15 protein-coding genes and 1 pseudogene are annotated in these 19,030 nt (G+C 76.4%); 11 read left to right on the top strand and 5 right to left on the bottom strand.

Features of this window, described 5'->3' with window-relative positions; genetic code table 11:
• Window positions 1-11 precede the first annotated feature (11 nt).
• Complete coding sequence (locus LG943_RS20535) at window positions 12-1,997, bottom strand: AAA family ATPase (protein WP_270073955.1); 1,986 nt, start codon at window positions 1,995-1,997, stop codon at window positions 12-14.
• Between the two features lie 366 nt (window positions 1,998-2,363).
• The gene (locus tag LG943_RS20530) at window positions 2,364-3,323 is read right to left on the bottom strand and encodes an aldo/keto reductase (protein WP_270073954.1); all 960 of its coding nucleotides are present in this window, start codon (window positions 3,321-3,323) and stop codon (window positions 2,364-2,366) included.
• 402 nt (window positions 3,324-3,725) lie between these two features.
• Here LG943_RS20530 and LG943_RS20525 point away from each other — a divergent pair, with 402 nt between their 5' ends.
• From LG943_RS20525 to LG943_RS20510, 4 genes are all read left to right on the top strand, one after another.
• Complete coding sequence (locus LG943_RS20525) at window positions 3,726-4,898, top strand: undecaprenyl-diphosphate phosphatase (RefSeq protein WP_270073953.1); 1,173 nt, start codon at window positions 3,726-3,728, stop codon at window positions 4,896-4,898.
• 111 nt (window positions 4,899-5,009) lie between these two features.
• On the top strand, window positions 5,010-5,819 hold the full coding sequence (locus tag LG943_RS20520; protein ID WP_270073952.1) for an MSMEG_4193 family putative phosphomutase: 810 nt from the start codon (window positions 5,010-5,012) through the stop codon (window positions 5,817-5,819).
• 58 nt (window positions 5,820-5,877) lie between these two features.
• Entirely contained in the window at window positions 5,878-6,444 is a 567-nt protein-coding gene (locus LG943_RS20515) for a DUF3090 domain-containing protein (protein WP_270073951.1), read from the top strand.
• 45 nt (window positions 6,445-6,489) lie between these two features.
• The gene (locus LG943_RS20510) at window positions 6,490-7,233 is read left to right on the top strand and encodes an SCO1664 family protein (protein ID WP_270073950.1); all 744 of its coding nucleotides are present in this window, start codon (window positions 6,490-6,492) and stop codon (window positions 7,231-7,233) included.
• A gap of 65 nt (window positions 7,234-7,298) precedes the next feature.
• On the opposite strand, the gene LG943_RS20505 is transcribed toward LG943_RS20510, so the two are convergent.
• The gene (locus LG943_RS20505; RefSeq protein ID WP_270073949.1) at window positions 7,299-9,797 is read right to left on the bottom strand and encodes an HAD-IC family P-type ATPase; all 2,499 of its coding nucleotides are present in this window, start codon (window positions 9,795-9,797) and stop codon (window positions 7,299-7,301) included.
• Window positions 9,798-10,237: 440 nt separating this feature from the next.
• Between LG943_RS20505 and LG943_RS20500 the strand changes: the two genes are divergently transcribed.
• The 3 genes from LG943_RS20500 (at window position 10,238) to LG943_RS20490 (ending at window position 12,553) form a co-directional block, all read left to right on the top strand.
• Window positions 10,238-11,053 carry an NRDE family protein gene (locus tag LG943_RS20500; protein ID WP_270073948.1) on the top strand — a complete coding sequence of 272 codons (816 nt, stop codon included), beginning with the start codon at window positions 10,238-10,240 and terminating at the stop codon, window positions 11,051-11,053.
• Window positions 11,054-11,294: 241 nt separating this feature from the next.
• Window positions 11,295-11,537 (top strand): hypothetical protein, encoded by a 243-nt coding sequence (locus tag LG943_RS20495; RefSeq protein WP_270073947.1) that lies wholly within the window; start codon window positions 11,295-11,297, stop codon window positions 11,535-11,537.
• Window positions 11,538-11,662: 125 nt separating this feature from the next.
• The gene (locus LG943_RS20490; RefSeq protein ID WP_270073946.1) at window positions 11,663-12,553 is read left to right on the top strand and encodes a siderophore-interacting protein; all 891 of its coding nucleotides are present in this window, start codon (window positions 11,663-11,665) and stop codon (window positions 12,551-12,553) included.
• Window positions 12,554-12,633: 80 nt separating this feature from the next.
• Here LG943_RS20490 and LG943_RS20485 read toward each other — a convergent pair whose 3' ends face one another.
• Window positions 12,634-13,467 (bottom strand): siderophore-interacting protein, encoded by an 834-nt coding sequence (locus LG943_RS20485; RefSeq protein WP_270073945.1) that lies wholly within the window; start codon window positions 13,465-13,467, stop codon window positions 12,634-12,636.
• A 291-nt stretch (window positions 13,468-13,758) separates the two neighbouring features.
• Between LG943_RS20485 and LG943_RS20480 the strand changes: the two genes are divergently transcribed.
• The 4 genes and pseudogenes from LG943_RS20480 to LG943_RS20465 all read left to right on the top strand — a co-directional run.
• Window positions 13,759-14,487 (top strand): response regulator transcription factor, encoded by a 729-nt coding sequence (locus LG943_RS20480; protein ID WP_270073944.1) that lies wholly within the window; start codon window positions 13,759-13,761, stop codon window positions 14,485-14,487.
• Window positions 14,484-16,013 (top strand): sensor histidine kinase, encoded by a 1,530-nt coding sequence (locus tag LG943_RS20475; protein ID WP_270073943.1) that lies wholly within the window; start codon window positions 14,484-14,486, stop codon window positions 16,011-16,013. Before LG943_RS20480 ends, LG943_RS20475 begins: the two co-directional genes overlap by 4 nt.
• Before the next feature lie 60 nt (window positions 16,014-16,073).
• Window positions 16,074-17,324, top strand: a complete 1,251-nt coding sequence (mshC, locus tag LG943_RS20470) for a cysteine--1-D-myo-inosityl 2-amino-2-deoxy-alpha-D-glucopyranoside ligase (RefSeq protein ID WP_270073987.1) — start codon at window positions 16,074-16,076, stop codon at window positions 17,322-17,324.
• Between the two features lie 154 nt (window positions 17,325-17,478).
• Window positions 17,479-17,889: pseudogene (locus tag LG943_RS20465) on the top strand (ABATE domain-containing protein); the annotation flags it as partial.
• A 178-nt stretch (window positions 17,890-18,067) separates the two neighbouring features.
• Here LG943_RS20465 and LG943_RS20460 read toward each other — a convergent pair.
• On the bottom strand, window positions 18,068-18,913 hold the full coding sequence (locus LG943_RS20460) for a PAC2 family protein (RefSeq protein ID WP_270073942.1): 846 nt from the start codon (window positions 18,911-18,913) through the stop codon (window positions 18,068-18,070).
• Window positions 18,914-19,030 lie beyond the last annotated feature (117 nt).

The raw sequence follows: 19,030 nt of genomic DNA, 5'->3' as shown, positions 1-19,030 counted from the left end.
TCCCCGGCGTCTCAGCCCTCGCGCAGGACCTGGACCAGGCGGGTGTGGCGGTTGATGGCCGCGTTGTCGCGCACGGCCGTGGCCAGGGACGGGCCTGCCGCCTGCACGACGGACAGGTGGCGGCGGGCCGCCGACACGGCGGTGTAGACCTGCGGGCGCGACCCCTTGGTCTCGGGTGGGAAGACCGCCACCACCGCCGGCCAGGTGCCGCCGTGGGCGGCGGCCACGGTGAGCGCCCAGCCGGGACGCAGGTGGCTGAGGTCGGCGACCGGGACACGCGAACCGCCGGGCAGTTCCACGAACAGGCCGGTGCCCGTGCCCGGTGTGCCGGCGTTGCCGCCTCCGGCGGCGCCCGCCGCGACCGCATCAGCCTCCCCAGGTGCCTCCGCCGCCGCGGCGGTTCCCGGCGCCTCGGGTGACGCGGCGGCCTCGGCTCCCTCCGTCGCCTCCACCGACTCCGTCGCCCCCGCCGCATCCGGCGAGCCCTCGGCGCGCAGGTAGCCGACGTCGCCCGCCGCGTAGCCGGGGCCGTCGGCGGTGATGACGACGCGGTCGCCCACGTCCAGGCCGTTGTGCGTGCCCGGCCCCGGGTTGAAGCGCTCCTTGCAGGCGCGGTTGAGCGCCTCGGTGCCCGCCTCGCCGCCGCGCGTGGCCGCCACCAGTTGCACCTGCTCCGCCGGGATGCCCAGCGCCCGGGGGATGGAGTCGGTGATGAGCTGCACCGCCCGGTGCGCCGCCGCCGCTGCCGAGTCCGCCGGGACCACCACGACCTCCCGCTCGGGCGCGGGCACCTCCTCCAGCGCGCCGCCCGCCACCAGCCCCGCCAGGTGGGCGATGGGGCCGGGCCGCGGGCCGTCGGGCAGTTCCGCCACGTGCACCGCGCGCGAGGCCACCAGGTCGGCCACCACCCGGCCCGGCGCCGCCGAGGGCGCCTGGGCGGGGTCGGCGACCAGCACCAGGTGCGTGCCGTCGGCGCAGGCGTCGACCAGCGCGGCGGCGCGCTCGACGTCCAGCCACATCGCCCCGGTGACCACCACCAGTCCGGCCTCCAGCGGGCGCTCGGCGCCACGGGCGTAGACACCGGGGGCCTGGGCCTCCAGCAGCGCCGACAGCGACACGGCGCGGACGTCCTCGCCCGCGCCCAGGGCGGCCAGGTCGGCGTTGAGCGCCGCGGCGGCCTGGGCCGTGGGCGCGGCCACCGCGAGGCCGATCTCGCTCGCCGCCGCGACGGCCGCCGCGCACGCCAGTGTGTGGGCGACGGACACGGCCGCGCCCGCGCCGTGGGTCAGCACGCACACGCCGCGCAGCGCCACCGTGACCAGGGCCGCCTGCGTGCGGGGGTCGATCTCGGCGCCCAGGCGCTCGGCGGTGGCCTCGACCGTCTCGGCGGCGGTGGCGGAGTCCATGATGGGCTCGCTGGTGCCCATGAGCCGCACCACGCCCTCGCCCAGGTCCTGCTCGGCCAGGCCGACCCGGGTCAGCGCGTACCAGCGCTCAGGGTCGGGCATCTCGCCGGGGTCGCCGTCGGCGAAGTCGTCCTCGGGCTCGTCGAACATCTCGAAGAGCATGACGTCGCCGTCGTCCAGGGCGGCGGTCAGGGCGTCGTCCACCGAGCGCACGCCCAGCGACCGGAGCGCGCCCGCCAGGCGGCGCTCCTCCAGCGCGGTGTGGCCCTCGCGGACGGCGCGGCGCAGCAGGTGCGCGGTCAGCGCCCGGCCGCGCCGGGGGTCGTCCGGCGACGCCTCGGCGCCCAGGGCGCGCCGCGCGCAGTAGTCGGCCTGCTCGGGGGTCACCGAGCCCAGGGCGAGCAGCCGCCAGGGGTCGGCCGCGAGTTCACCGGCCGCCCCGGGGCCGAGGGCCGCCACCAGGGGAGCGGCCAGGGAGTCGGGGGCGCCCATGCGACCGAGGACCTCGCCGGTGCGCTCGACCGCGCTGCCCTCCGGGTCGGCGCCCGCGAACTGCGGCGATGACGGCGTCGGTGTCGGCGCCTCGGGCATGGCTGCTGGTTCCTCTCCGGCGGCGGTGGTCGTCCCAGGAGCTTAGCGAGGACCAACGACGGCTTCACACAGCCGCGAGTCCGCACCGCCGGTTTCGCGGCTTATGACCCCTTTTGAAGGAACTGGAAGGAAGAGGAAGCTGCGCGGCCTGCGGCCTGCGGCCTGCGGCCTGCGGCCTGCGGCCTGCGGCCTGCGGCCTGCGGCCTGCGGCCTGCGGCCTGCGGCCTGCGGCCTGCGGCCTGCGGCCTGCGGCCTGCGGCCTGCGGCCTGCGGCCTGCGGCCTGCGGCCTGCGGCCTGCGGCCTGCGGCCCCCTCTATGTCCTCTTGGTGCGGCTGCCGCGCGGCCCACCACCTGCCGGCTACCGGTCAGCGCACGGGGCCCGAGGAGGCGTCGTCCAGGGCCTCGCGGATCTCGCGGGGGAGTTCGACGCCCTCGGTGGCCAGGATCTCCTCCAACTGGGCGGGGGTGCGCGGGCCGACGGTGGCCGCCGCCACGCCGCGGCGGTCGCGGACCCAGCTCAAGGCCACCGCCAGCGGGGACACGCCCAGGCCCTCGGCGGCGGTGCACACCGACTCCACGATGCGGCGGCTGCGTTCGCCCAGGTAGGGCTCCACGTAGGACGCCATGTGGCTGCGCGCCGCGCGGGACTCGCTGGGCACGCCGTTGCGGTACTGCGCGGTCAGCACGCCGCGCCCCAGCGGCGACCACGCGATGAGCCCGGCGCCGTGGTCGATCACGGCCGGCAGCAGGTCGCGCTCGGCGCTCCGGTTGAGCAGGGAGTACTCGCACCCGGCCGACACGATCGGGGTGCGGTACAGCCCCGCCGCCGCGCGCTGCCAGGCGGCGTACTTGGCGAACTGCCAGGCGGTGAAGTCGCCGGTGCCGGCGTAGCGGACCTTGCCCGAGGCCAGCGCGGTGTCCAGCGCCGACAGGGTCTCCTCGACCGGGGTGTCGGGGTCGCGCACGTGCAGTTGCCACAGGTCGACGTGGTCGGTGCCCAGCCGCCGCAGCGACGCGTCCAGCGCCGCCAGCAGGTGGCGCCGCGACAGGTCGCACGGGCGGAACCCCTCGGGCGTGTGCCCGGACTTGGTGGCGATGATCACATCGTCGCGCCGGACCACCCCGTTCACCAGGCGGCCCACGATCCGCTCACTCTGGCCGCCGCCGTAGATATCGGCCGTGTCGATCAGGGTCCCGCCGGCATCCACAAACGCGGTGAGCAAATCGGCGGCCTCGTCCTCGGGGGTGTCCTTTCCCCAGGTCATGGTGCCCAGAGCGGTGCGAGACACCCACAGGCCCGACCCACCCACCTGTCGCTGTTCCATGGCGCGGAGGTTACCCCGTCACGGTGTCGAAAACGGTGATGCGCACCGCAGCACCCCGCGACCACCTGCGGCCACCGCCCCGCGCCGGGCGCCCCGGCGGCCGTTGCCGCCCGCCGCGCCGGGCGCCCCGGCAGCGCGGCGCCGCCCTCGCCCGGATGTCGCGACCCCGGTGATCCCAGTAAGCTTCCGGGGTCTGCCCCCTGCACGTCGCTCGGCGAGCGTCCCTCGCCGCCCGGTGCGGCGACGGCGTGGCCGCGCGGTCCGTGCGCCGACGTGCGGGCGCCCGGCCGTGCCCGCTCCCACGGTCGGCCGCGAGCCACCCCGTCCGTGCGCCGGATCGCGAAACGCCAGGGCACCAGGAGCCCCGCACGCAAACCGAAGAACCCAGGAGCCGATCCCGCCGTGTCCATCTTTGAGGCGATCGTCCTTGGACTGATCCAGGGACTGACCGAATTCCTGCCCATCTCCTCCAGCGGGCACCTGCGGGTGTTCTCCGCCTTCTTCGGCTGGCCCGACCCCGGCGCGGCGTTCACCGCCGTCAGCCAGATCGGCACCGAGCTGGCGGTGATCCTCTACTTCCGCAAGCGGATCTGGGCGATCATCTCCACCTGGACGCGGTCCCTGGTCAACCGCGAGCTGCGGCGCGACATCAACGCCCGCATGGGCTGGTATGTCATCATCGGCACCATCCCCATCGGCGTGCTGGGCCTGACCCTGGAGGACTACATCGAGAGCGTCTTCCGCGACCTGCGGCTGATCGCCCTCACCCTCATCGTCTTCGGCGTGATCCTGGGCGCCGTGGACCGCTACACCCGCAAGCACCGCGAGCTGAGCGACCTCACCGTCGGGCGCGGCCTGATCTTCGGCCTCTTCCAGACCCTGGCGCTGATCCCCGGCGTCTCCCGCTCCGGCGCCACCGTCACCGGCGGCATGCTGCTGGGCTTCAAGCGCGCCGACGCCGCCGAGTACGCGTTCCTGCTGGCGCTGCCCGCCGTGTTCGCCTCGGGCCTCTACCAGCTCACCGACATCGGCGGCGACGAGTACGCCGGCTGGACCGCCACCATCGTGGGCACCGTCGTCGCGTTCGCCGTGGGCTACGCGGTCATCGCCTGGCTGATGCGCTTCATCTCCACCCACAGCTTCATGCCGTTCGTGTACTACCGCATCGCCCTGGGCGTGCTCATCCTCACCCTGGTCAGCTTCGGCGTGCTCGCCCCCCAGTCCGGCGCCACCGGCGACGAGGCGCCCGTGGGCACCGAGAGCGAGCAGAGCGAGCAGGAGGAGGCGCGCGACGAGCCCGAGGCCAGCCCTTCGGCGGAGCCCAGCCCCTCGCCCTCGCCGTCGGCGTCGGTGGACCCCGTCACCGGCTGGCCGATCGACCCCGAGACCGGCCTGGCCCAGGACCCCGAGACCGGCCAGCACCGCGACCCCGACACCGGCGAGAACGTGCAGATCGACCCCAACACCGGGCTGCCCATCGACCCCTACACCGGCCAGCCCTACGACCCGCGCCAGGACGACGCCCAGGGCGGCGCGGGCCAGACCACCGGCCAGGAGCAGCAGCCCGTCGGCTGAGGCCCCCGCCCCCCGACCCGCCCCGTCCCTCCGCCCCCTGCTCCGGGCCGCTTCCGCCGCGTCCCGGAGCGGGGGCGCCGCCGACCCCCGGCGGCCGCTATCGTGGCGCGAATGGGGAACCCGTCGCACCAGCCCGCACCGCCTGAACCGGCCGAGCGCCCCGCCGACGCGCCGCCGCCCGAACCCGTCGCCACCCTGCTGCTCGTCCGCCACGGCCTCACCGCCGTCACCGGCGCCACGCTCACCGGCCGCGCCCCCGGCGTGCACCTGGACGAGCGGGGCCGCGCCCAGGCCGCCGACCTCGCCGCCCGCCTGGCCGGGCTCGACCTCGCCGCGATCGTCGCCAGCCCCCTGGAGCGCTGCCAGGAGACCGCCGCCGCCATCGCCGAGGCCACCGGCCGCCCCGTGGCCACCGACGCCGCCTTCACCGAGTGCGACTACGGCGAGTGGACCGGCCGCGCCCTCACCGACCTGGCCCGCGAGCCGCTGTGGCGCACCGTCCAGGCCCACCCCAGCGCCGCCCGCTTCCCCGGCGGCGAAGCCATGACCGAGATGTCGGCGCGCGCCGTGGCCGGGGTGCGCGCGTGGAACCGGCGGCTGACGGCGGAGTCGGCGGCGCCGGTCTACGTCGTGTGCAGCCACGGCGACGTCATCAAGGCCATCACCGCCGACGCCCTGGGCCTGCACCTGGACCAGTTCCAGCGCATCCAGGCCGACCCCTGCTCGCTCACCGCCATCCGTTACACCGCCGTGCGCCCCTTCGTGCTGCGGCTCAACGACGTCGGCGGGTCGGTGGCCGGGCTCGTGCCCGCCCCCGAGGACGCCTCCGGCGAGGCCGCCGTGGGCGGGGGAGCCGGGGGCGCCCGCACCGCCCGCCCCGGCGGCGCGCCGGCGCCCGCCGCCGGTCCCGCCGGCGCCTGAGCAGGGCGCACCCCGCGGCGAATCGCCAGGCTGGGCGGGATCATCTAGGGTTCGTTCCATGTCCGTGTTCGAATACGACCCCCCGGAGCGCTTCATCGCCGGAACGGTGGGGCAGCCGGGAGACCGCACCTTCTTCCTCCAGGCCACCGGCGGCGGCCGGGTCACCAGCGCCGTCGTCGAGAAGGCCCAGGTCTCGGCGCTGGCCGAGCGCATCGAGGAGCTGCTGGAAGAGGTGCGCCGCCGCTTCGGCGAGCCGCCCGAGGAGGGCGTCGGCGAGGTCGACGACGGCCCGCTGGAACAGCCCATCGAGGCCGACTTCCGGGTGGGCACGCTCGCCCTGGCCTGGGACTCCGAGTCCGCCCGCGTGATCATCGAGGCCCAGCAGATCCAGGAGGTCGAGGAGCCCGAGGACGCCGAGGAGGTCGAGGTCTTCGCCCAGGACGCGCCCGCCGACCGCGACGTGCTGCGGGTGCACCTGACGGCGTCGGCCGCGCGCGCGTTCGCGGGGCGGGCCATGCGCGTGGTGGCCGCGGGGCGGCCCAACTGCCCGCTGTGCGGGCAGCCGCTGGACCCCGCCGGCCACATCTGCCCCCGGCAGAACGGCTACAAGCCCGGCGGGCTGTAGCCCGGCGGTTCCAGCAGAGTCGAGGAGGAGGGGACGGGGGCGGTCATGACCGCGTCGTTCGAGGGGCTTTCGGCCACCGACGCCGTTGAGCTGCTGAGCACCGGCGAGCTGACCCCGGTGGGTCGGCTGACCGACGCCTCCAACGCCACGCTGTACTGCACCATCGCCGCCGGCGGCACCGAGGCCGCCTGCGTGTACAAGCCGGTGGCCGGCGAGCGCCCGCTGTGGGACTTCCCCGACGGCACGCTCGCCGGCCGGGAGCTGTCGGCGTTCGCCGTGTCCGACGCGCTGGGCTGGGACATCGTGCCGCCCACCGTCTACCGCGACGGCCCTTTCGGCGAGGGCATGGTGCAGCTCTGGATCGACGGCGACCCCGAGGTCGACCTGATCGAGCTGGCGCGGGCCACCGACCACGCGGGCCTGCGCCGCATGGCCGTCTTCGACGCGGTCATCAACAACTCCGACCGCAAGATCGGCCACCTGCTGCCCACCCGGCAGGGCCACCTCTACGGCTGCGACCACGGCGTGTGCTTCTCCGAGGAGTACAAGCTGCGCACCGTGCTGTGGCAGTGGCAGGGCGAGCCGCTGACCGAGGAGGCGCTGGCCGGGCTGGCGCTGCTGGCCGAGCGGCTGGAGGACCCCGACACCCCGGTGTCGGCGGAGCTGCGGCGCCACCTCACCGAGCCGGAGAACTTCGCGGTGCGCAACCGGGTGCGGCTGCTGCTGCACCACAAGGTGCACCCCTACCCCTCGCCGGACTGGCCGGCGATCCCCTGGCCGCCGGTGTGAGAAGCGCCAAAGCGGGCGGGGCGGGGCGACCGCGCCCCGCCCGCCCGCTGTCCCCACGGCCCGGCCTACACGGCGGCCGGGTCCGCCTCGGGGTCGGCCGCCGACTCCCCGCGCGCGGCCTGGGCGCGCGCGCCGCGCGGCCGGATGAACCGGTCGTCCACCACCCGCACCACGGTGATCAGCGCGGCCGCCACCGCCGCCACCACCAGGGCGGTGCCGATCTTGCCGGGGTCGCTGACGTCCAGCGCGAAGAACGCCTGCCCCACCGGGGTCAGCAGCGCCGTCAGCAGCAGCCCCACCATCGCCGCCACCAGCACCGCCTTCCACCACACGAACGGCCGCGCCACCAGCAGCAGCACCCACAGCGTGGTCGCGCACAGCGTCACCACCACCGCTGTGCGGTCGGTCAGCGCCGGCACCGCCGCGCCGTCCAGCACCAGCAGGTAGGTGGTGATCGCGGCGAACCCGCTGATCAGCCCGGCGGGCACGGCCAGCCGCAGCGTGCGCGCGACGAACCCGGGCCGGGCGCGCTCCACGTTGGGCGCCAGCGCCAGGAAGAACGACGGGATGCCGAAGGTCACCGCGTTGATCAGGGTGGCGTGGCGGGGGAAGAACGGGTAGGCCACCGCGAGCACCCCCACCACGCTGGCCATCGTCATCGAGTACACCGTCTTGGTGAGGAACAGGTTGGCCACGCGCTCGATGTTGCCGATCACCCGCCGCCCCTCGGCGACCACCGTCGGCAGGGTCGCGAACCGGTTGTCCAGCAGCACGATCTGGGCCACCGCGCGCGAGGCCGGGCTGCCCGAGCCCATCGCCACGCCCACGTCGGCCTCCTTCAGCGCCAGCACGTCGTTGACGCCGTCGCCGGTCATGGCCACCGTGTGGCCGCGCCGCCGCAGCGCCCGCACCATGTCGCGCTTGCGCTCGGGCCCCACGCGGCCGAACGCGGTGGTGCGCTCGGCCGCCGCGCCCAGCTCGGCCTCGCCCTCGGGCAGGGCGCGGGCGTCGGCGGGGGAGCCGCCGCCGGGCAGGTCCAGTTCGCGGGCCACGGCGCCCACGGCGGCCGGGTGGTCGCCCGAGACCACCTTGACCGCCACGTCCTGCTGGGCGAAGTAGCGCAGCGTGGGCGCGGCGTCAGCGCGCAGCCGCTGGTCCAGCACCACCAGCGACACCGGCACCACGCGCCCGGGCGCGCCGGGGGCGTCCACCCGCTCGGCGGCGCGGGCCAGCAGCAGCACCCGCAGGCCCTGGGCGGCCAGGCGCGCGGCCTCGGCGGCCTCAGGCGCGCCGGGCGCGGCCAGGACGTCGGCCGCGCCCAGCACCCAGTGCCGCTCGCCCTCGGGCGTGGCGAAGCTCGCGCCGCTCCACTTGCGCGCCGAGGAGAAGGGGGCCAGCGCCACCACCGCCCAGTCGGGCGGACTCGGGCACGCCTCGGCGATGGCGGCCATGCTGGCGTTGGGGGAGGGGTCGGCGGCGGCGAGGGCGGCCAGCACCTCGCGCTCCACGCGGGGGTCGGCCACCCGGCCGCCGCCCAGGTCGCGGAACCCGGTCAGGCGCATGCCGTTCTCGGTGAGGGTGCCGGTCTTGTCGGTGGCGACGATGTCCACCCGCGCCAGCCCCTCGATGGCGGGCAGTTCCTGCACCAGGCACTGGCGGCGGCCCAGCCGGACCACGCCCACCGCGAACGCGATGCTGATGAGCAGCACCAGGCCCTCGGGCACCATCGACACCAGGGCGGCCACCATGCCGCGCAGCGCGTCGGCCACCGGCCCCGACATCCCGCCGCCGCTCACCGGCTCCTCGACGGTGACCTGGCCGCCCAGCACGAGCTGGCTGAAGACGAGCAAGCCGCCGATGGGGAACAGCGCCCAGGTGATGAACCGCAGGATGCGGTCCACGCCCGAGCGCAGTTCGGAGCTGACCAGGGTGAACCGGCTTGCCTCCTCGGCCAGGCGCGCGGCGTAGGCGTTGCGGCCCACGCGGGTGGCGCGGAAGTAGCCGGTGCCGGCCACCACGAAGCTGCCCGACATCACGGTGTCGCCGGCCCGCTTGAGCACGGGGTCGGACTCCCCGGTGAGCAGCGACTCGTCGATCTCCAGGGCGGAGGCCGCGACCACGTCGCCGTCCACGGGCACCTGCTCGCCCTGGCCCACCGCGATCACGTCGTCCAGGACGATCTCCTGCGGGGTGACGGCCACCACGGCGCCGTCGCGCAGCACGCGGGGGCGGGCGGCGTTGACGATGGCCAGCCGGTCCAGGGTGCGCTTGGCGCGCAGCTCCTGCACGATCCCGATCAGCGTGTTGAACACGATGACCAGCGCGAACAGGCCGTCCTGGACGGGGCCCACGACCGCGATCACCGCGAACAGCACCGCCACCATCGCGTTGATGCGGGTGAAGACGTTGCCGCGCACGATCTGCCAGACGCCGCGCGAGGCGCGCACCGGCACGTCGTTGCTCCGTCCGTCGGCGGCGCGCCGGGCGGCCTCCTCGGCCGTCAGCCCGCGCACCCCTGCGGGCGGCCCAGCCGCCCGGTCCTGCCGGTCGCCCAGCGACGCCATGCACGCTCCAAGGGGGGACAAGGGAGAATAAGGGAGAGGGGGATGGGGAAAGGGGCCGGAGCGGCGGCGGAGGGCGCACGGCCCGCCGCACGGCGCCCGGCCGCTCGCCCGAAGCTTAGGGCAGCGGGCGGCCCGGCGCGGTAGTGCCCTCCCGCCAATCGGGGTGGGGACCGCCCCAGGACGGCGCCCGGCGGGTGCCGTGCGGCGGCTCCGCGCCCACCGCGCCGCCGCCCCGCGAACGCCGCGCGCGCGTCCCCGGCGGCGGCGCTGCCTGCGGCGCCGGGCCAAAGCCGGGGGCGGTGGGAACAGCCCCGGCCGCGCGGGCGTACCGTCGACAGAACGGACCCCAGCCCGACCCCGAACCCGGCCACCGGACCCCGCACCCCCGGCGCCGGAACCGGGCCGGGCCGGGGCGCGGCCAGGAGCGGAGGCGGTCGGTCATGTGTACGGTCATCGTCGGCTTCGACCCCGAGAAGTCGACGCCGGTTGTCATCGCGGCCCTGCGCGACGAGATGCTGGACCGGGCCTGGCGCCCGCCGGCCGCGCACTGGCCCGACCACCCCCGCCTGGTCGGTGGCCGGGACGAGCGCGAGGGCGGCACCTGGCTGGCCGCCGGCACCGGCGCCGAACCGGCGGACGGCCCCCGCGTCGCCGCGCTGCTCAACGGGATCCCGCCCGGCGCCGCCTCGCCCACCGACACCATCGTGCCGCCCGACCTGCGCCTGAGCCGGGGGCGGCTGCCCCTGCTGGCGGCCGAGGCCGGCAAGCTCGACCTGCCGCCCGCGGAACTGGCCCGCTACGAGCCCTTCCACCTGCTGCTCGCCGACGCCGCCCGCGCCGTTCTCTACTCCTGGGACGGCCGCCAGGCGGTCGAGCAGCGGCTGCCCGTCGGGGTCACCGTGCTGGTCAACACCGGCTGCGACGGCCAGGAGCCCCGCGCGCGCCGCCACGCCCCGGTGTTCGCCGAGTCCCGGCCTAGCCCCGACGCCGAGCGGTTGCGCACAGCCGGTAGCGTCGCCGACGTGTGGGGCCGGTGGCCCGGCCTGCTGGACGCCGCCGCCCGGGGCGGCGCCCGCACCGGCGGCTACGGCGCGGGTACCGACGACCCGTCCTCCCTCATCGCCCGCTCGGAGTTCGGCGACGGCCGCGTGTGGGGCACCTCCTCCATCACCCTGGCCGCCTGCACCGCCGACACCCTGCGCTACGCCTTCACCCGTGAGCCCGGCGACCCCGGCGGCTGGTACTTCGTCCGCTGACCGCCACCCCGTGTCCTCCGCTCCTCGTCTCTCCTTCGTCGCTCCGCATGTCCTTTCCCCGGCCGCTGACCTGGTACTGCGCTGTGGTGTTTGCCTCACGGGTAAACCTGGGCGGGCGGTGCGGCGTCGTACTGTCGCGGGACCGTGACCCCCGGTACCGACCAGCACCACCCGAGCCGTCCCGGCCGCACCCGGCCCGGACGCGCGCCTGCCCAAGGGGCGAAGGGACGACGATGACTCCGTGACGGCCCGATACGCCTGGCGCAACCGCCGCGCCGACCCCGCACCGCCACCGCCGCGCGTCCCGACCCGCGTCCGCGCCGCCCAGCTCAGGCAGGCCGCGGCCTACTGGCTGCTCTACGTGGTGGCCCTGGCCGCCGCCGTCCTCCACTGGCGCGCCGGCAACGAGTTCCTGTCGGCCGCCTGCGCGGCCATGACCATCCTCAGCGCCGCCGCCATCGCCGCCACCCACCGGCGCCCCTGACCCGCCCACCGGCTCGGCGGTCGAGGGTGGCGGATCTCCCGTCCCGCTGAGGCTTCGGCGGGGCGCGGCGCGCGGCGGCCGCGGCGTACCCTCGGCGGGTGGGATCCACCGATGGAGGAGACGCGATGGCCGAGCCGGAGAAGCGTGACGAGGGTGCGCGGGGCCAGGGGACGGGGCAGCGGCGGGGGCCGCGGGCGCGGCGGGCGCACGTGGTGCGCTCGGAGCGGCTGACCCCGCACATGATCCGGGTGGTGCTGGGCGGCCCGCAACTGGCGGAGCTGCCCGTGGGGGAGTACACCGACCACTACGTCAAGCTGCTGTTCCCGCCCGCCGGTGAGGACTACCCCGAGCCCTTCGACCTCCAGCGGATCCGCGCCGAGCTGCCGCGCGAGCGGTGGCCGAGCATGCGCACCTACACCGTGCGCGCCTTCGACCGCGAGGCGGGCGAGATGACCGTCGACTTCGTCTACCACGGCGACAGCGGGCTGGCCGGGCCGTGGGCCGCGCGGGCGCGGCCGGGCGACCCCATGTACTTCGCCGGGCCCGGCGGCGGTTACGCGCCCGACCCCGCCGCCGACTGGCACCTGCTCGCCGGCGACGAGAGCGCGCTGCCCGCCGTCGCCGCCGCCCTGGAGGGCCTTCCGGCGGGGGCTGCGGCGCGCGCGTTCATCGAGGTGGCCGGACCGGAGGAGGAGCAGAAGATCGCCGCTCCGGCCGGTGCGGAGGTCACCTGGCTGCATCGCGGCGCCGAGCCGGTGGGAGCCCGCCTGGTGGCCGCCGTGACCGGGCTGGACTTCCCGCCCGGCGACGTCCAGGCGTTCGTCCACGGCGAGGCGGGGTTCGTCAAGGAGCTGCGCCGCCACCTGCGCCAGGACCGGGGATTGGCGCGCGAGCGGCTGTCGATCTCGGGCTACTGGCGGCTGGGCATGGACGAGGACGGCTGGCAGTCCAGCAAGGGCGAGTGGAACCGCCAGGTGGAGCAGGAGCAGGAGCAGGAGCGACAGGAGCAGCGGTGAGCGGTTCCGGCGGCGGACGGCTCGGCCCCTGTCACGGGGGCCGAGGCCGGCCGCCCGGCACTTCTGCCTCTCGTCCTCGCTCAACCCGCTGAGCGGCCGTCGATCCAGTAGTACTGGGTGTGGAACCGCGACCGCTCCAGGCGCAGGCTCTCGCGCAGGACCGTGCGCAGCCGCTTGATGAGCGCGCGTTCGCCCGCCGCCCACACGTACAGGCCGCCCGCCGCACCGTTCGCCCGGCCCTCCGCGGGGCCGTCCCCCTTCGGCGCCGCCGCGTGCACGGCCCGTGCCAGGGCGGCGCCGCGATCGGCCGTGGGAGCCACCCACCGCCAGTCGGCCGAGGCCGCCGAGGCCGGGCGCTGCGCCTGGGGCAGCGCGCCGGTGTCGGGGTGGCCGTCCTCGATCAGCACCCGCACCGGGACCTCCGCCGGGATCGCGGCGAGCCAACTGTTGATCGCCGGCAGCGCCGTGGCGTCGCCCGCCAGCAGCACGTGCGAGGTGCCCTGGGGCAGGCCGATGCGGGCCGGGGTCAGCGCGACCTCCAGTTCGTCGCCCACGGCCGCCGCCCGCGCCCAGTCCCCGGCCGGACCCGGCGTGGTGTGCAGCACGAAGTCCAGCGCGAAGGTGCCGTCGTCGGGCCGGACGTCGACCAGGGTGTAGCCGCGCTGGCTGACGCGGCCCTCGCCCTTGGCGGTGTTGGGCACCCACAACGCAGCCACAGCGTGGGGAACACGTCCAGGCCGCGCACGAACTCCGGCGCGGCGAAGGTGATCCGCCGGTACCAGGGGGTGAAGTCCCGCACGGCGGTCACGGTGACGGGGTGGTTGGCCACCCCCATCACGCGCAGCACGCCGCGCTGCCAGTTGGCCGGCATGGCAACCACTCCTCCATCGGGGCCGGCCCGGAGGCGGCGGCACGGGGACGACAGGCGTATGAGGTTAGCCTTGCCTAATGGAGCTGTCCAGGGTGGCGGCCCGCCGCTCCCGAGCGTTCTCCCCTCGCGCCGCCGCGACCTGGGACAATCCGGCGCGCCTCTCACGTTCCTCTTGTAGAGGCCGTCTACGCTCGCGCGGGTGCCGCGGCGCCGCCGAGCACGGCGGGCACCCGGCGTACCGGCCGTACACGACGCGGGCCGACGACGCGGCCGCATACGGCGCAGGCGGTGCACCACCACTCCGGCGGTGCACCACGCAGGCAAGGGGGGCGACATGCGCGGGGACGACACCGGTCCGCGGGACCGGGCGGCGCGGGTCCTGGTGGTCGAGGACGATCCCAACATCCTGGAGCTGCTGACCGCCTCCCTGGACCTCAGCGGCTACGACGTGCGCGGCGCGGCCGACGCCGACGCCGCGCTGGGCGCCCTCACCGGCTTCGCCCCCGACATCGCCGTCGTGGACGTGCTGCTGCCCGGCCGCAGCGGCCTGGACCTGGTCGGCGACCTGCGCGGCGTGCTGGCCGACCTGCCCGTGCTGATGCTGACCGCGCGCGGCACCGTGGCCGACCGCCTGGCCGGCCTGCGGGCCGGGGCCGACGACTACGTCACCAAGCCCTTCAGCCTGGAGGAGGTCCTGCTGCGCCTGGAGGCCATCCTGCGCCGCACCGGCGCCCAGCCCGCCGACGCCGACGACCCGCCGCTGCGCTACGCCGACCTGGAACTGGTCGAGGAGGCCCACGAGGCCCGGCGCGGCGGCACCCCCATCCCGCTGTCGCGCACCGAGCTGGCGCTGCTGCGCTACCTGCTCCTCAACGCCGGCCGGATCGTCAGCAAGGCCCAGATCCTGGACCGGGTGTGGGGCGGCGACACCGGCGACACCCGCGTCGTGGAGACCTACGTGAGCTACCTGCGCCGCAAGATCGACTCCGGCCGCGTCCCGCTGATCCACACCGTCTGGGGCGTGGGCTACACCCTGCGGCTGAGCCCGGAGCGGCGGCGGTGAGCCCGGCCGACGCGCCCCCCGCGCCCACTCCGCCTACTCCGTCCGCCCCGCCCACTCCGCCCGCCCCCCGCGCCCGGCGGCTGCCGCCGCTGGGGCTGGCCCGGCGGATGACCCTGGTCGTGCTCGTCCTGGCCGCGCTGTGCCTGGCCGTGTTCGGCGCGGCGGGCGCGGCCCTGCTGTACCGCTCGCTGCTGCACGAGGCCGACGACCGGCTGCACACCCTGGTCGGCGGCCCTCACGAGGACGGCCCGCCGCCGCGCCCGCCCGCCGGCGACGGCCCCCCGCCCTTCCCCACCGACCTGCGCACCCTCACCGTCGACGCCGAAGGGGAGGTGTCCGACGTCGTCGGGCGCACCGGCACCGACGCCACCATGCCCGACGTGGCCGCCCTGGGCGCGGCCGAGCTGCGCGACCGCGCCGGGCAGCCCTTCACCGTCTCCGGCACCGGCGGCACCCGGTGGCGGGTGCTGACCGCGACCGACGCCGACGGCGGGGCGCGCGTGGCCGCCCAGTCCCTGGCCGAGGTCGACGGCACGCTCACCCAGCTCCTGCTGATCGAGGCCGGACTCGGCGCGGCCGTGCTGGCCCTGCTGGGCGCCGCCGCCGCGGCCACGGTCCGCGTCCAGTTGCGCCCCCTGCACGCCATCGAGGCCACGGCCCAGGCCATCGCCGGCGGCGACCTGGACCGCCGCATCCCCGACCAGGACCCGCGCACCGAGACCGGGCGGCTGGGCGCGGCGCTCAACACCATGCTCGCCGGGCTGGCGCGGGCGGTGCGCGACCGCGACCGCTCGGCCGCCGCCACCCGCCGGTTCGTCGCCGACGCCTCCCACGAGCTGCGCACCCCGCTGTCGTCCATCCGCGGGTTCGCCGAGCTGTACCGCCAGGGCCGCGCCCAGGGCGTCGTCACCCCCGACGAGCGCGCCGACCGCTGGATGTCGCGGATCGAGCAGGAGGCCGCGCGCATGGCCGGCCTGGTGGACGACCTGCTGGTGCTGGCCCGCTTCGACGAGGCGCCCGAACTGGAGCGCGAACCGGTGGAGCTGGGCGAGGTCGCCGAGAGCGTCGCCGCCGCCATCGGCGCCCGCTCCCCGGGCACCCCCATCACCGTGGCCGCGCCCGAGCCGGTCACGGTCACCGGCGACCCCGACCGGCTCCGCCAGGTGCTGGAGAACCTGGTCGGCAACGCCGCCGTGCACACCCCGCCCGGCACCCCGGTGCGGGTGTCGGTCGCCGCGCGGTCCGCGCCGCCCCCGCCCGGCGCGGCCGGCGTCGGCGCGCTGCCGCCGGGCACCGCGCGCGTGGCCGTGGTCACCGTGCACGACGACGGGCCGGGGATCGCCCCCGACGCCCTGGCGCACGTGTTCGACCGCTTCTACCGCGTGGACGAGGCGCGCTCGCGCGGGGGAGCGGGCCTGGGGCTGTCCATCAGCGCCGCGTTCGTCGCCGCCCACGACGGCGCCATCGCGGTGGACTCCGCGCCCGGTCGCGGCACCGACTTCACCGTGGCCCTGCCGATGGCCTGAGCGGCGGCGCCGCGCAACGCGCGGTGCGGGGGTATTGCGGCCGAAAGCGGCGGATATCCTCTGGCTATGCGTTCATGGCCCGCGCCCGACCTCGTCCGGCTGCCCGGCAGCGGCGGCCCGCTCACCGTCCACGACACCGCCTCCGGCGGCCGGCGGACCGTCGATCCCGGGCCCACCGCCCGGATGTACGTCTGCGGGATCACCCCCTACGACGCCGCCCACCTGGGCCACGCCTTCACCTACCTGACCTTCGACCTGGTCAACCGGGTGCTGCGCGACGCCGGCCACGGCGTCGACTACGTGCAGAACGTCACCGACGTCGACGACCCCCTGCTGGAGCGGGCCGAGGCCACCGGCGAGGACTGGCGCGCCCTGGCCGAGCGCGAGACCGACCTGTTCCGCGCCGACATGGCCGCCCTGCGCATCCTGCCGCCGCGCGCCTACGTCGGCGTGGTGGAGTCGGTCGACCTCATCGCCGACTTCGTGGCGCGCATCCGCGCCACCGGCGCCGCCTACGACCTCGACGGCGACATCTACTTCGCCGCCGAGTCCGCGCCGCACTTCGGCGAGGTCAGCGGCTACGACCGCGCCACCATGCTGGAGCTGTTCCCCGAGCGCGGCGGCGACCCCGACCGCCCCGGCAAGAAGGACCCGCTGGACTGGCTGCTGTGGCGCGCCGAGCGCCCCGGCGAACCCGCCTGGGACTCCCCGCTGGGCCGGGGCCGCCCCGGCTGGCACGTGGAGTGCAGCGCCATCTCCCTCAACGAGCTGGGCATGGGCTTCGACATCAGCGGCGGCGGCGACGACCTCGTCTTCCCCCACCACGAGATGGGCGCCGCCGAGGCCCGCTGCGTCACCGCCGCCACCGGCTCCGCCCACACCGGCCCCCACGCCCGCGCCTACATGCACGTGGGCATGGTCGGCCTCGACGGCGAGAAGATGTCCAAGTCGCGCGGCAACCTGGTGTTCGTCTCCCGGCTGCGCGAACGCGGCGTCGACCCCATGGTGCTGCGCCTGGCCATGCTGCCCCACCACTACCGCGCCGCCTGGGAGTGGACCGACGACCAGCTCGACTCCGCCGCCCGCCGCCACGGGCGCTGGCGCGCGGCCGCCGACCTGCCCGCCGGCCCCGACGCCCGCCCCCTCCTGGACCGGGTGCGCGCCGCCCTGGCCGACGACCTCGACACCGCGACCGCGCTGGCCGCCGTGGACGACTGGGCCGAGCGCGCGCTGGCCTCGGGCGGCGACGACCCCGCCGCCCCCGCCCTGATGCGCGACACGGTCGACTCCCTGCTCGGGGTGCGGCTCTAGCCTCCCGGCGCGGCGGGGGCGACACCCCCGCCGCGCACCCGCCCACCACCCGCCCGGCCACCCGGTCGGGCCGCACCGCCGGTAGGCGGCCACTTGTGGCCGCCGGCGCCCGTTCGGTCACCCGCGGTGGCGCGGCCGTGGTGGGATGGTGACCATGAGCACCCCCACACAGCCCAGCTCCGCCGCCGCGCTCGTGCAAGCGTTCGTCGCGACCGGAGACACCCTGTCCGACCGCGCCGACCTCGCGCGCTTCCTGCGCGAGCACCGGCTGGTGACCGAGGGCGCGATCCCCATCACCCTGGCCGACTTCGAGGAGGCCGTCTCCCTGCGCGACGCGATGCGCGCGCTGCTCCAGCGGGCCAACGGCGCGCCCGCCGACGAGGACGTGATCGCGCGCGGCCAGCGCGTCCTGGACGGACTGCGGGTGACCGTGCGGCTGGAGCCCGGCGAGGACCCGGCGGGCCTGCTGGCCCCGGCGGTGGTGGACGAGGTGCGGCGCGGGCTGGCCCGGATCGCGGGCGCGTGGGCCGCCGTGGCCGCCACCGGCGAGTGGCGCTCGCTCAAGCCCTGCGGCACGCCCCGAGCCCCATCCCGGGACACGTTCTGCGACCGGTGTGCCGCCGGGCCGGCGCCCCCGCCGCCCGGCGGCACACCGCCTTCTCTCAGCCGTCTCCGCCCGCTCCATTCGGCCGGGCGGGTCGGCGGTACAGGCGAGCGGCGCGCCTTCCGCGCGCCCCCCGGGATCAGCCCCGGCCGCGGCGCCTGAGGTAGCGCTCGAACTCCCGCGCGATGGCCTCGCCCGACGCCTCGGGCAGGTCGGCGGCGTCCTTGGCCTCCTCCAGGCTGCGCACGTAGCCGGCGATGTCGTCGTCCTCGGAGGCGAGTTCGTCCACCCCGCGCTCCCAGGCGCGCGCCTCCTCGGGCAGGTCGCCCATGGGCACCGTGGTGTCCAGGACGTCCTCGACCCGGCGCAGCAGCGCCAGGGTGCCCTTGGGGCACGGCGGCTGCGCCACGTAGTGGGGCACCGCCGCCCACAGCGACACCGCCTCCAGCCCGGCGCTCTGGAACACCTCGTGCAGCACGCCGAGGATGCCCGTGGGGCCGTCGTAGGTGGTGGGCTCCAGATGCAGCACCGAGCGCAGCGCCTCGGGCGAGGTGATACCGGTCACCGGCACCGGGCGGGTGTGCGGGGAGTCGGCCAGCAGGGCGCCCACCAGCACGATCCGGCGCACCCCCAGCTCGCGGGCGATCGCCAGCAGGTCGCCGGCGAAGCCGCGCCAGCGCATGTTGGGTTCGGGGCCGCTGACCAGCACGACGTCGTGCGGCGCGCCGTCGGGGCGGGCGACCGACACCCGGGTCGTGGGCCAGGCCAGCCCCTGGTGCTCGCCGTCGACGACGGTCGCGCGCGGGCGGGACACCTGGAAGTCGTAGTAGTCGTCGGGCGCGAGCGCCAGGAGTTCGTCGGCGTCCCAGGCGGCGGCCAGGTGCTCGATGACCGCGCTCGCGGCCTCACCGGCGTCGTTCCAGCCCTCGAACGCGGCAACCATGACAGGCTCGACGAGCTCGGGCGCGCTGTCGAGCTCGGTCACTGACCGCCTCCTCGTCTCCGCCGGGCCGGGTGGCCCGGTCTGGTGTCCTCGGCGAATCGCGCGCGGGTCCGCGCGCCATCCAGCCCTACCACGTCCGGCCGCGGTGGCGACAGCCAC

The organism is Streptomonospora mangrovi, from assembly GCF_027604915.1.
Taxonomy (GTDB): domain Bacteria; phylum Actinomycetota; class Actinomycetes; order Streptosporangiales; family Streptosporangiaceae; genus Streptomonospora; species Streptomonospora mangrovi.
The sequence above is the reverse complement of the archived record's forward strand: the minus strand, read 5'-3'. Positions and strand labels throughout refer to the sequence as shown.

What these genes read in the sequence shown, in the direction of transcription:
- LG943_RS20490 (WP_270073946.1), top strand. Translation starts at nt 11,663, where the DNA reads ATGGCCGAGCCGGAGAAGCGTGACGAGGGTGCGCGGGGCCAGGGGACG.
- LG943_RS20500 (WP_270073948.1), top strand. Translation starts at nt 10,238, where the DNA reads ATGTGTACGGTCATCGTCGGCTTCGACCCCGAGAAGTCGACGCCGGTT.
- LG943_RS20530 (WP_270073954.1), bottom strand. Translation starts at nt 3,323, where the DNA reads ATGGAACAGCGACAGGTGGGTGGGTCGGGCCTGTGGGTGTCTCGCACC.
- LG943_RS20535 (WP_270073955.1), bottom strand. Translation starts at nt 1,997, where the DNA reads ATGCCCGAGGCGCCGACACCGACGCCGTCATCGCCGCAGTTCGCGGGC.
- LG943_RS20520 (WP_270073952.1), top strand. Translation starts at nt 5,010, where the DNA reads ATGGGGAACCCGTCGCACCAGCCCGCACCGCCTGAACCGGCCGAGCGC.
- LG943_RS20515 (WP_270073951.1), top strand. Translation starts at nt 5,878, where the DNA reads ATGTCCGTGTTCGAATACGACCCCCCGGAGCGCTTCATCGCCGGAACG.
- LG943_RS20480 (WP_270073944.1), top strand. Translation starts at nt 13,759, where the DNA reads ATGCGCGGGGACGACACCGGTCCGCGGGACCGGGCGGCGCGGGTCCTG.
- LG943_RS20505 (WP_270073949.1), bottom strand. Translation starts at nt 9,797, where the DNA reads ATGGCGTCGCTGGGCGACCGGCAGGACCGGGCGGCTGGGCCGCCCGCA.
- LG943_RS20510 (WP_270073950.1), top strand. Translation starts at nt 6,490, where the DNA reads ATGACCGCGTCGTTCGAGGGGCTTTCGGCCACCGACGCCGTTGAGCTG.